Source organism: Lysinibacillus sp. RU7 (genome assembly GCF_057837305.1).
Genome location: NZ_JBYQFK010000003.1, coordinates 164,165 through 177,031 on the forward strand (window position 1 = coordinate 164,165; position 12,867 = coordinate 177,031).

General features: G+C 28.7%; 10 protein-coding genes. 5 read left to right on the top strand and 5 right to left on the bottom strand.

All coding sequences use genetic code 11. The annotated features are described in order from the left end of the window. Positions 1 to 64 precede the first annotated feature (64 nt). Positions 65 to 2,965 carry a type III restriction-modification system endonuclease gene (locus tag AC3II9_RS03685; protein WP_489153221.1) on the bottom strand — a complete coding sequence of 967 codons (2,901 nt, stop codon included), beginning with the start codon at positions 2,963 to 2,965 and terminating at the stop codon, positions 65 to 67. Beyond that, positions 2,965 to 4,884 (bottom strand): site-specific DNA-methyltransferase, encoded by a 1,920-nt coding sequence (locus AC3II9_RS03690; protein WP_489153223.1) that lies wholly within the window; start codon positions 4,882 to 4,884, stop codon positions 2,965 to 2,967. Before AC3II9_RS03690 ends, AC3II9_RS03685 begins: the two co-directional genes overlap by 1 nt. A gap of 181 nt (positions 4,885 to 5,065) precedes the next feature. Between AC3II9_RS03690 and AC3II9_RS03695 the strand changes: the two genes are divergently transcribed. From AC3II9_RS03695 to AC3II9_RS03705, 3 genes are all read left to right on the top strand, one after another. Further along, entirely contained in the window at positions 5,066 to 5,206 is a 141-nt protein-coding gene (locus AC3II9_RS03695; protein ID WP_489153225.1) for a hypothetical protein, read from the top strand. A gap of 254 nt (positions 5,207 to 5,460) precedes the next feature. After that, positions 5,461 to 7,308: a DEAD/DEAH box helicase gene (locus AC3II9_RS03700; protein ID WP_489153227.1), complete on the top strand. Its 1,848-nt coding sequence runs from the start codon at positions 5,461 to 5,463 to the stop codon at positions 7,306 to 7,308. After that, complete coding sequence (locus AC3II9_RS03705; protein ID WP_489153228.1) at positions 7,309 to 7,731, top strand: hypothetical protein; 423 nt, start codon at positions 7,309 to 7,311, stop codon at positions 7,729 to 7,731. It begins immediately after the preceding gene. A 215-nt stretch (positions 7,732 to 7,946) separates the two neighbouring features. Here the strand turns inward: AC3II9_RS03705 and AC3II9_RS03710 are convergent, their stop codons facing one another. Both AC3II9_RS03710 and AC3II9_RS03715 read right to left on the bottom strand, forming a co-directional pair. After that, on the bottom strand, positions 7,947 to 8,567 hold the full coding sequence (locus tag AC3II9_RS03710) for a hypothetical protein (RefSeq protein WP_489153230.1): 621 nt from the start codon (positions 8,565 to 8,567) through the stop codon (positions 7,947 to 7,949). 92 nt (positions 8,568 to 8,659) lie between these two features. Continuing rightward, positions 8,660 to 8,863, bottom strand: a complete 204-nt coding sequence (locus AC3II9_RS03715) for a hypothetical protein (protein WP_489153232.1) — start codon at positions 8,861 to 8,863, stop codon at positions 8,660 to 8,662. A 264-nt stretch (positions 8,864 to 9,127) separates the two neighbouring features. Here AC3II9_RS03715 and AC3II9_RS03720 point away from each other — a divergent pair, with 264 nt between their 5' ends. Continuing rightward, positions 9,128 to 9,430 carry a tyrosine-type recombinase/integrase gene (locus tag AC3II9_RS03720; protein ID WP_489153320.1) on the top strand — a complete coding sequence of 101 codons (303 nt, stop codon included), beginning with the start codon at positions 9,128 to 9,130 and terminating at the stop codon, positions 9,428 to 9,430. A gap of 27 nt (positions 9,431 to 9,457) precedes the next feature. Continuing rightward, positions 9,458 to 10,060 (top strand): site-specific integrase, encoded by a 603-nt coding sequence (locus AC3II9_RS03725; protein WP_489153234.1) that lies wholly within the window; start codon positions 9,458 to 9,460, stop codon positions 10,058 to 10,060. A gap of 400 nt (positions 10,061 to 10,460) precedes the next feature. Here the strand turns inward: AC3II9_RS03725 and AC3II9_RS03730 are convergent, their stop codons facing one another. Next, positions 10,461 to 12,860, bottom strand: coding sequence for an AAA family ATPase (locus AC3II9_RS03730; protein WP_489153236.1), 2,400 nt, complete (start codon positions 12,858 to 12,860; stop codon positions 10,461 to 10,463). Positions 12,861 to 12,867: the final 7 nt, after the last annotated feature.

Below are 12,867 nucleotides of genomic sequence, written 5' to 3' on the forward strand. Positions count from 1 at the left end.
CAATTGATTTTATTGACTAGTTTTTTGACTATAAACTTTGCTTTAATAACATTATAAACGCTTCTTAGTCGTTAAGGGCATTTAGTAGACGTTTAATGATCGAAGTGACATTTTCGCCTTTTTTTAATAATTCAAACTCTACTTTTATACCACTCAAATTTATTTTTTCAAAATATGAATTTGCTAAAGTAATCTTCATATCTTCATCATACATAAAATTAGCTTTGTTTTTATTTTTAGATTCAATAACTAAATTTAACTTTTTGCTTCCGTCTTTAGACTTAATAACATATGCAAAATCAGGAGAATATGTTTCACCATTAATAACCGGTATTTTAATACTCCCTTTGGGTATTTTACCGAAGACAACGATATTATCAATTTCTTCTTTTATAATATCAATTTCGTTTGAATCATAAAATATTTCCTCATACAGATATTTTTCAGGCACTGCTCCATTAGCTTTTTTATCACCTAGTCTATAAGCAGCGACTTTCTTTAATGTTCCATCAGCATTTGTTAATGCAGTTGGATGTATATTAGTATCAACTAACTGATATTCGATTTTATTTACAAAAATTGTACTAATTTTATCTTTAAAATTTTGTATCATTACGCTAGCATTTTTCTTATTAAATAACACATTTGAAACTTCATTTGTTTTTGCGTACTCAATAAATGAGTTATTTACGGTTGCTAAAGACAATGAAAGATTTTTTGAAAGCATTTTAATAAAGTCTATATATGTTAACTTTGTCTCAAGATTAAGATATTGTGTTTTTCCGTCTGATAACACTAGATTATTAACGTTTTTCTCTATCTTATGTTCACTAAATCCAATTTGTTCTTTATCTCCGACATTAACTTCTTCAATACAATTAACTAAAATAGATACAATATCTGCCTCAGAGAATTTGTAATTAATAGACACTTTCGTATTAATTTTTTCCCATAAATCTTTAAACTCGTTATAATGACTCTGATTAATTTTTACTTTTCTCTTACTATTTGACGAATCAGAATCATCATTAACTTTACCACTTTTTACACCAGTTGTTATTATAGGATATTTACTTATGAATAAGCTAATATTCTCTCTTATCACTTTTCTATCCATATCAATCAAATCTTCTTTAATTAATTCCATAAAAATTTCTTTTTTAGTCATATTATATTCTGTCGCCAAACGCTCTAAAATAGCATCTGTAATTTCTTCTGGGAAAGTGGCTTCTGAATCTGAATTAATTTCATCCAGTAACTTTTTGGCAAAATCTTTTTCCGTAAAATCTACGATATAACTTAAATCATGTTCTAAATTTGGAACCCTAAACATTGCTTCATTTACAGGTAACCTTAAACCTCGACCAACTTCTTGTAATTTTGAATTTTCACTTCCAGAAGATCTCAACTTACAAATTGTAAATATGTTCGGATTATCCCAACCTTCTTTCAAAGTCCATTTCGAGAAAATAAACCTTCTTGTATTCCATTTTCCATCAACTTTATACTTAGTCAATGCTTCTTTTCCTTTAAGAATTTCATTTATTTCTTTTTCTATTTTCTCATCAGAAGTAGAATTATCTTTAGAAAAATAACCTGCATGAGATTCCCCAAGATTATTTAAAGTAGCTTGTAGATATTCTTTATATTCCTCGCTTACTTCTGTATCTTGAATTAACATATCTATTTTTTCTTTCAGCTTAAGTTCAAAAATATTCTTAATATATGGCTCATTATTATCAATATCTCTATATGCTGAAATATCATCAATAAAGAATAGTGTTAATGGCTTAATTTTTGTTGGTAACTGAAATAATTCAAGTTCTTTTTTAAAATGCTCATGTATTGCCTTTTCAATCATAGCTTCTTGGTAGGTATTCGAAAAACTAGATGGATGTAGAGATTGTCTAGGTCTTAACTCCAAACCATTTGACAATATTACTAGTCCTGCTTTTACCTTATCTATTTTCAAACTAGAGAAGTCCGGATGTAGTATATTTAAACTTTGATTCTCCGTTAATGACTTTGAAGAGGTCTTTTTACCATTTTCAACTTTAAAAATTACTTTTTTATCTTGAATAGATGTAATTGTGACTTTTACATCTAGTTTAGTTTCAAACTTTGGAATTTGAACTGTTATTCCTTTAACCAAATCTTTATTAAAAGCTTGCGCAGAAGTTAAATTATATAATAAATTCTCATAATCTCTTCCCGTTTCTTCCTCTGGAAACGTAGCTCCAAATCTGATTAAACACTGCGGTTCCATTTTTAACAGATTTTTATATGTCTGTAGGGATTTTTTAAATTTATGTGGTTCATCCATAATTACAAATGGATTTATCTTAGAAATTAACTGTAACGGGCTAGAAACATCCCCAAACAATGATGCATCATCAAATACTTTAATCATAGTTTTTGAATTTAACATACCTGAGTTGATCAATAGAATATGAATTTTTTTATCTACAGCTGTTGATTTTACAAAGTTACTAACTTCTAATGGGAACGTCTCTTTTTTATTTTTTGTTTTTTTACTATTTACTACTTCTACTTCGTAATCTACACCAAATAACTCTCGAAAATGTTGTTTGGTATCATGTGACATTAAAAATGCTTCGGTACCTAGCTTAATAGGCAGCGTAGGTACAACGATAACAAATTTATTAATTCCATACTCTTGATTTAATTTAAACATAGTTTTTGTATAAGTGTATGTCTTACCCGTACCAGTCTCCATCTTAATATCAAGAACCAGAGGTGAACCGTCCAATGAGCTTTTAATATCTAAACCATTTCTCATTTGAATTTCTTCTATATTATTTTGAATTGCTTTAATATCTTTATTAAAAATATGGTTACACATTAAGTTTGAAACTTTAGCTACTTTTACATCTTTAAATACATCTTTAACAGCTGTAATGGCAATTTCTTGGTGTTCTAAATTTCGTTCAAAGTTAAATCCCATTAGTATCTAACCTCCAAATGAATATCTGCCACTTTTCTACCATTGATTAGATGTTTTACGTTTTCTTTTAGTGACAGTAAAGTTTCACTCGAAAAGCTATACTCTAGTACGACAATTTTATTCAAGATAAATTCAGCTTCATTTTCAATTAAAGCAATTAATGTATTTAAGTGCTGATCAACTATAAATCCACTGTTAAGCAAATATAATGATTTATTAATTTTAAATGCTTGATATCCATTTAAATCAATTTCTTCGATTTGACTGTTTAACTTGTTTCCATCCTCAACTAGCCAAGTAATTAAAAGGTTTTCTAAATTTAATTCATTTAGAATTTCATCATTACTAATTAACTCACCTTTAAATTCTAGCATTTTATCAATAGTAGATTCTTTAATATCCTTTAAACTATAAACATCAAATCCTAATGAATAATTTATATCATTTTCTAAAAAACTTAGCTGACCATCTGCATCTTCATTTGAATATTTTTCAATTACCTTCTTAATACGTGTTAAACCAATTGAAGTAATTAGTTTTTCTAATCCATATTTTTCACAGTATTCAATAGCATCTGGATTTTTCTTTTCATTAATGTCTTCATCTAATTGAACTAAGATAAAATTAACATTTCGATTTTTCTCAACATTAAATTCGATTACTGCATTTGCCGTTGTTGATGATCCACCAAAGAAGTCCAATACGATACCATCTTCTTCTCCATTAAAAATAATTTCTATTAAATATTTAATTAAATTTACAGGCTTTGGATTACTAAAAACTGCTTTATTATCAAATAGATTTTTAATCTCTGAAGACCCATCACTTGTTGTACCTTGTTCATTTAATAATGTATTTTTGAAATATAAACTTCTAGGCTTCTTCCCTTTTGGAAGACGTTGTTTAAAATACACATTCCATTCACTTTGAGGATTTTTATCAAATTTCACTTCACCATTTTTTAAATCCTTTTTAAAAGTGCTTTCTACACGTAGCCACTTGATTTTCTCACCATTTTTATCGAACTCTAAAATAGTGCCATCTGGAGTTTCAATAGGATACGCCTTTCCTTTACTTCTTGCAAAAGTATCCCAATAATATTTGCCTATCTCATCTTCTTGATCATATCTTTTTAAGTAAGATTCTTCGTAATCTTCAAATAACGGTGGGAGTTCAGATTTTTTCTTGGCATACATTACGATATACTCATGTTCAACTGCAACATGAGTAGCATCATTACCTCCACCTTTTTTATTTTGCCAAATAAAATTAGTGATGAAATTTTCTTCCCCAAAGATTTCATCACATAATAACTTTAATTGTGCAAACTCATTATCATCAATCGAAATAAATATTACTCCATCTTTTTTTAATAAATCCCTTGCAATAAATAGTCTAGGATACATAAAACTCAACCAAGCACTATGTGAATTTGAAGCACGATTTGTAAATTCTAAGATTCTTTCAGCTTCTGGGGTATCTATATCTAAATATTCTTCTATATCCTTAATATTCAATTTATAATTGTCACTGTAAGTAAATCCATCGTCACCTGTATTATATGGAGGATCAATATATATCATTTTTATTGAGTTAGCATATGAATTACTCAATATTTTCAAAGCTTCTAAATTATCCCCTTTTATATATGCGTTTCCTTTACTAATATTGAAATCGCTTTCCTTTGAAAGTAATTTTAATGGCTTTAATCCTGAAAGTAATTTTGAATAGTTTTTCCCTAGCCATTCTAAACTATATCCTTTAAATTCTTTAATACCATTTTCCATCATTGATTCCTTAAATTTCTCAAAATCAAAATTATTTTCTGTATCAAATAATTCAGGATAGAGAGCTTTCATTTGTTCATTTTTTTCTAAATTCGGATTATATTCAGCATTAAAATTAATTAAATTTTTCAATTTTTACCCCACCAGTTTTTATTTTAATTATATCTTAATTTATCTTAAGTTTGTTATTTGAATTGCAAAATAGCTACCTAGGTTAGTGTAATGTACCATCGGAAATTCTCGTATAATTCAAATTTTTAAATATATATTATCCCTTTGAATATGCTATTCACATTCAAAGGAGGAAACTATTTTGGATAATTCAATACAAATGCCAACTAAACAAATGGCTACTAAGCGTATACAAATCGTTGAGGTAAAACTTATAAGAGAAGCATCTCTAATGTATAAAAAAAGAAAAATCCGTTCCCCTATGATGCCTATCAATTGTTGATAGAATTTAATAGCCATACTGATTGAGAACATTTCACCGTATTGTATTAGACAAATATCCTATAAACCCTATAAATGTCTATTTTGGTGTGCTCTATATCTACGGTATTGTGGAATCTCGGATACACATCCTATTAACTATTTTTTTAAAATCTTTTTATGAATAATTTTAAAAGTAGAGCTATAAGAAATATCTTGTAGCTCTACTTTAGTTCGATTGGTATAATTTGTATAATGATCAATGGAGGCGATTAGATGAGTTATTTTTTCGATGTAGTACCTAATATAGAGGGCAACCATAAATTACGAGACCCTCAAATTCAAGCCTATTTAAAAATTAAAGAATATTTCGCAGCAAACCCTAATGGCGAAGCTTTAGTTGTTCTCCCAACTGGTACAGGTAAAAGTGGATTAATAGCTATAGCACCATACGGAGTAGCAAAAAAGCGTGTATTAGTTATTACACCTGGATTAGTAACTAAAAAGAGCGTAGTTAAAACGCTCCACCCCCTTGAAGATAATTTTTGGCTTAACACCGATATCTTATTTGATCCAGAAGATTTACCTGTAGTTGAAGAATATTCATCTGATATGCTAGATTCTAGTCTAGAAAAATGTGATTTCGTCATTGCAAATGTACATAAGTTATATGCAGACAGAGATAGCTCATTACTTAATCGTGTTGATAATGATTTCTTCGACTTAATTATAGTAGATGAGGCACACCATTCTGTAGCTGACACCTGGAAACAAGCTATAGATTATTTCAGTAAAGCTAAAAAGTTACATGTTACTGGTACTCCCTACCGAGGAGACCATAAGGAATTGCCCGGAGAAGAAATACACAATACCCCTCTATCAGATGTAATGGCATTAAAATATGTTAAATGGTTACGTAAAGAAACGATAAATAATTCTAATCTTCATTTCACGCTTCCCGGCGAATTACGCACTTTAACTTTAGAAGAGGTATTACTTCTAAAAGAGCGTGAATGGGTGGAAAAATCCATTGCTTTATCAAAAGAATGCTCGCAAGATGTAATCACAGCAAGCATTAAACAGCTCAAACAATTAAATGAATATTCTCCAAAAGTTCCACACAAAATTTTAGCTATAGCTTGTAGCATAGAACATGCAAAAGATATCGCTTCTTGGTACAGCGAGCAAGGGCAAACAGTTCAAATAGTTCATAGTAAAATGCGCCCCGAGCAATTAGAAAATGCTTTTTTAGCTATTGATAACCATCAGTGTAATGTCGTCGTATCTGTTAATATGTTAATGGAAGGCTACGATCATAAGTATCTTACTGTATTAGCTTTATTCAGACCTTATAGAAGTTTAAATGCATTTGCTCAAGTAATCGGAAGGGTACTGCGTGCAATACCTGATAATGAAATCACAGACTTTGCAATCGATAACAATGCTGTAGTAATATATCATAAGGAAATAGGACTCAACGATATGTGGGAATATTTCTCGAAAGAAGTTGAAAAAAGTAAAAAAATCCCTGTTAAGGAATATATAATTTCTGATCGAGAATATACTAAAAGGGAGATCGTCTATGCGTCTATCGATAAGGATGATTACTTTGTTAGTGAAACGGACTCTTATTTAGATACTATTGATTTTAATGAGATGTTTCATAAAGCTCGTCTTCAAATCGACGAAGAACTTAATAAGAAGAAAGAGGCTATGAGAGCTGCTGGTTTTTCAGAAGAAGACATCGAAGCCGCTGCTAAAGGGCTTAGAGAGAGTGCGATTTCTAAGAAAAAAGGAGAAATTGATGAAATACTTATTTCAAAACGTCCTGAATTAATTAGAAAAAAATCAAGGGATGCTCTGTATACTACTGCTAATGAAGCCGCACAAGCTATTTTAGAAGAGAAAAACATTGAACCCAAAGGTAACTCATTATATTTAAAATTTAAAAGACCTATAAAAAATCTCAGCCCGAATACAACTAATGACGGAATTCTTGTAAGATACATGAATTCTAGACTTGCTAGTAAATTTGGACCCGTAAAAGAAAGAGAACCGGAACAACTACTTGCGTCCCAAAGATATCTTGAAACCCTAGTTGAAGAACTTAGGAGGATGCTTTAAATGAAAAATAATCTTTTACAAGACAAATTAGATAATTTAGTTAAACTTTATCTAACAACCGGAGTTCAACCTTCAGATTTAGCTAACAATATATTTCTAGATCACTATAAGCAGATTAGTTTTTTTAAGAACAACGGTCTATTAGTCGGAGAAATAGTTTATGAAGAAACTTATAATGGTTCACTAATTGACACAAAGCTTAGATATTTCTACAAAGACAAACAAGTAATTAAGATTGAAGAAGAATTTCTAGAAACAAAAACAGTCATTTGGAATAGAAAAGAGACTACTTCTAAATTACTCCAAGAAATAATTTCCATTTTAATAACAACACACACTGCACAAGAGATCACTGCCTTTATTAATTCACTACCAGAAGAACTTTCTGTAGAGCTTACGAATATATTACAATTAACCGCTTAAATATTTAACATACACTGCTTTATCCTGAAAGTAGTGTTTTTATTAAAAATATTCCTCAAAACTTATATTATAGCGTAAAATCATTTAACGCTTGGCCGAGCTCAACCATTGTCATCTCAACTGCCGGCTTATTTGTAATAAATGATTTCATAATAACAAAATATAAAAATTAAAACCGAGAAACACTGTTAAAACAGTAGTCCTCGGTTTGATTTTTATTTTTCTTTAATATATTCGCCTTTTTTCACGTTCGGGTTAATATAATTTTCTTTTATTTGTTGAAGTAAGTAGTCAATTAAATTGATAACTTCTTCCAAAACTTCTGGATTATCAATTCTTTTAAGTACATCTTCAATTCTAACTTTAATTTCTTCATCAATTAAAGCTATTACACTTTCAAATTCATCATTTAATTCAATAGCAAACTCTGTCTTTAAATACTTGTTAATTTCATATGTTAAAGTAATTTTATAATCCAATTGATATAAATCAAATTCAATTAAATTTGCTGCTATTTTAAAATTACCCTTTTTAAATTCCTCAAGTTCCACATCATCTACAGGCATTGTCATATCTAGGTTAATAAAACTGTCTTCTTCTAATACAAAAGGATAGTCATCTTGTTTTATTTCTACATAGTTAGAAGGAATTTGCCCATCTCGCTTTAAAGAACCTGCCTTAGTAATCGGTGCAATCAAAATTGTTTTAAAAGGGGTTTCTCTAGTATGTAATACTACTGCTCGGTGAAAGTCTTCGATTACACTAGTTTTCTCTTTAATTTCTGTAGGCCTAGTCGGAAAAATATATGTAATTATTTGACCCTTTTTAAAATTCACTATCATCATTCCATCCATTTTTTATTAATAGTACCATAAAATAGATGAGTTGATTATAAAAAATGTCGAGAAACGTGTCTCGACATTTTTTATTATTTATTTAGTTGCCGACTATATACTCGTTCTACAGATGGTTTTATAAAATCATTATAATATTGTCTTTGATGATCTAAAATTTCAATTGGGAGTGTCTTAGATGTACTTTCCATACCTGAAAACAGAAGGTCATCCCTTTTTTTACTATTGCGAATGTCTTTAAGCGATTTCATTTGGATACGCTCCTTTGTCATGCTCATAGTATTATATTCTCCTCCCTTTAAAATAATTAAACCTTTTTTTCATAATATCATACTTTTGTTTATAGTTGTTCAAATTCGATTATTTTTTCCATTATTATCTATAAATTGCACATTGTAAATTAAACGGTATACTTAAAGTATGTAGAATTAATCTCTACACCTCTTGTCTCCGTAAGTCACAGGAGGATTTTAAATGGTAACTATACAATCATATACATTAAAAAACAAAAAAAACAATATCGATTTAAAATTTATTTAGGGATAGATTCGCGAACCGGAAAAGAAATGTCTACCACTAAATCTGGATTCAAAACGAAAACTGAAGCCAAAGACGCCATCTCAGATATTCGAGCAGAATTACGTAAAGGCACATATAAAAAGGAAACAGCTGAGACGTACTTAGATATCTATAACATTTGGGTTGAACATTACGAAAATACTGTACAAGATAGTACATTTTTAAAAACGGTCCGTATTTTCAATAATCATATTTTGCCTCAAATGAGTGATTATAAAATCGCTAAAATAGATGCTGCCATTTGTCAAAAGCATGTAGATCAATAGGCTAAGAAATTATTGAAGCGTTTCCGTATGGTGAAAAACTATGCTGCCAAGATTTTAACATTTGCTTTGAAGCGAGGATTAATTGATAAGAACCCATTCGATCTAGTAGAAATCCCTATAATCAAACAGAGGATTTCTTTAGAAGACGATGAATTTGAAAACTTTTATACTGGTGAGAAACTTATTGAATTTCTGCAATGCTTTGAAAAAGAAGGTAATCTTAAATATTATGCGTTCTTTCATCTATTAGCACTTTCTGGTATGCGTAAAAATGAAGCATTAGCTCTCACATGGCGAGATATTGATTTTGAGACAAACGATATTAATATTAAAAAAGCTATCGCTAGAGGCAAAGAGGGCTTGTATTTAGGACCAACTAAAAACGGTCTAGCTCGTACTATTAAGCTTGATCAAAAAACAATTTCCCTCTTAAAGCTATGGAAAAAGAACCAAGCTGAATTATATCTAGAAAAAGGTATTTCAACGAATAAGAAATCTCAGTTAGTCTTTTCAAATATCGAAAATGAATTAATCGATCCAAATCAAACATTTAGATGGATTAACAATGTACTAGAAAAATATCAGCTTGAACATATTACAACGCATGGTTTACATCACACACACTGTTGACTACTTTTTGAAGCTGTGGCTACTATTAAGGAGGTTCAGTTCCGATTAGGTCACAAAGACGTAAAAACTACTTTAGAAATCTATGCGCACGTAACTAAAAAGACTAAATCTGAAACAGTTGATAAGTTTGAAGATTATTTAAGTGCCGGAGCTTCTAATTAGCTGCTAGATTACTGCTAGGTTTTTAGCTAGGTTCTAATGATATTCAGTGAAACTCAATGGTTTCATATGTATGGAGACGGCGGGAGTCGAACCAACCGTCTCAGAATGTTATTATATCAACGCTTGCCGGGGCGCTTAGTTTTTTTGACTACGTTTTTGGCTACGTTTAGTAAATAATACATTGAGAGGGGAAGTTTTTTAATATGATATTTTACAACATCTTGTTTCAGTAAATATTTTAGTAACTATTTTCTGAATAATATTTTTCTCTTAAATTTAATGATTGTGTTTGTAAATTATAATTAGAAAACTTGTAGAGCATGTATTTTGTTACATGTTCCTCATGTGTAGATAGAATAATTTGTTTATCACTAAAATCATTTCTTAAAAGCTCTAAAAATGATGAGATATTAATATCATCCATAGTTTGTAACGGATCATCTATTAATAATGTTGATAATCCTTTATTGCCATATACTTTATTTAATGCAAGTGTAAGTGAAAGTGTAATTGCAGATAATTGTCCTGAACTCATAAAATTAGAAACATCGTGATCTTTTTCAGGATGTGTAATAAATCTTATGATTTTCGATTCACTTTCTTTCATAAATATTCCTAAACCTCGCTGATGATTTTGGAGTATCTTACCAGAGTATATGTAAAATACAATCTCTATATCTTTCATTATCTTTTTCCAGTACATTTTAGTTTTGCTGTTATACTCATTAACTAAAATACCTAAATCAGTATAAAGACTATCGTATTTACCCTTATCAATAATTGATTTATCTAATTCAGTTTGTAATTCACTTTTCTTGTTCATAACATCATTATAGTAAGAAGCCTTAATATAATTTATTTTATTATTTATTAATTCCTCATTACAAGATTTAACTGCACTTGAATTATTAGAAAAATATCTTTTAAATATAGAATCATATATCTCAATGTCTTGAAGTGTCAATTCACTGTTAATTACTTGTTTATAATTAGCTTTTAATCTGCTAATCAATTTTTGATATTTACTATCAAGTTCATCCTGCTCTATATAATGATCTCCCTTTTCAATAATCGTATCTAATTCTATATTATTTTCACTTAACCAAGTTTCAAACTCCTTAACCCTTTCTATATTGGTTTGACTTAGAATTAACTGCTTATAATTATTACTACTAATAAGTGAATTATTTTCTATATCGAAATATTCTTCACTACTAGAAATGATATTTATAATCTCTTTTGAATGTAGCTCTTCTAAATTCTTATTGATCTCGTTCGATACATCATCTAATAAACTTTGTAAAAAATCCTTTTTTTGCTCCAATACATCAATTAGATTATCGAATGTTTCCCAATCACTACCACAAAGTGGACAATGTGATTCTATAATTTCTGGATGCATTGAATGGTTTTGTTTAAACTTTTCAACAAAGTTATTTCTAATATTCAATAGTTCTCTTAAACTACTAGATATCTGTGTTGAGCTTTCTTCAGTTTTAATAAGCTCATTTATCTTATCAGTTATTCTTTTATAACTTTCTTCCGAGAGTAATTTAACATCTGATAATTTATTTTCTATAATTTTTTTGAAATCTATTTCTTTCCATTTTGAAATGAATGATGTCTTTTCTAAATCTTTAATGACATTGTATACTTCTACTTGTGATTGATATTGTTTTATTAGATCTTCAATTTTAGAATTCTTTGAGGCAATAATAATAAAATCTTTAATTAAATTAGGGGCTTCTATATAACCTGTTATTAATTTATTTATTTTTTCCGCCTTATAATCATCGAAATTCTTTAAAAACATTTTAATTTTTTCTAATTCTATAAAATACTTTTCCATTTTTATATTATCTTTTATATTTAGATTTTCTAAATCCCATGGTTCTATAACATCTAAATGTGGCAATAACCTAAAATATTCTATATTCCCATTTTCTTTTTCAATATTGAGATTCAAGTTTTGAATTTCTTTTTTTAGTGTATCTATTTTTCCCTTCAACTTAGTTCTCTTAGCATTTACAGTCGTTCTTAAATCGCGATAATATTTCTCTTCACTTTGTTCCTCTTCAGTATTAAATAATGAAGATAACTGTATTAATCTCTCATTTTCATTCATGCTTAATAGAAATTTATTATCTTCTTGTTCAATATAATGGATTAAATTAAATATATTATTTAAATCAATTTCGAACTTTTGAAATATTTCATTATAACTTTTAATTAAAGTTTTGTTTGATAAATCATCCTCAAACGATGAAAGTATATGGGTTTCAAATATATCAAAATTATCCGGTAAGTTTTTTTCAGTATTATAATTAGCTTCTATTCTTTTAGCTAATGTGAATTGTTTTTCTCCTAACTCATTAACAAATTCTACTTTTAATAAACTCTCTTCGGAATTATTGTTTTTTAATAATACTTCATTGTACTTACTCCTAGAATCTGCTTTTTTTATTCTTTTTAGTCGACCAGTTATTATTAGTTCTATTACATCAAATATTGAAGTTTTTCCAAAACCATTCGGCCCGTCTAATACAACTAGATTTTTACTATTTATTTCTAAAGGTTGAGCTAAACTGTTAAAAAGTTTAAAGTTCTTAATATATATTCGATTTATAAAAAAACTCATTTTAACT

Excerpts from the sequence above, each read along its gene's own strand:
- AC3II9_RS03685 (WP_489153221.1), bottom strand. The coding sequence starts at position 2,965 with ATGGGATTTAACTTTGAACGAAATTTAGAACACCAAGAAATTGCCATT.
- AC3II9_RS03700 (WP_489153227.1), top strand. The coding sequence starts at position 5,461 with ATGAGTTATTTTTTCGATGTAGTACCTAATATAGAGGGCAACCATAAA.
- AC3II9_RS03705 (WP_489153228.1), top strand. The coding sequence starts at position 7,309 with ATGAAAAATAATCTTTTACAAGACAAATTAGATAATTTAGTTAAACTT.
- AC3II9_RS03715 (WP_489153232.1), bottom strand. The coding sequence starts at position 8,863 with ATGAGCATGACAAAGGAGCGTATCCAAATGAAATCGCTTAAAGACATT.
- AC3II9_RS03725 (WP_489153234.1), top strand. The coding sequence starts at position 9,458 with ATGGTGAAAAACTATGCTGCCAAGATTTTAACATTTGCTTTGAAGCGA.
- AC3II9_RS03730 (WP_489153236.1), bottom strand. The coding sequence starts at position 12,860 with ATGAGTTTTTTTATAAATCGAATATATATTAAGAACTTTAAACTTTTT.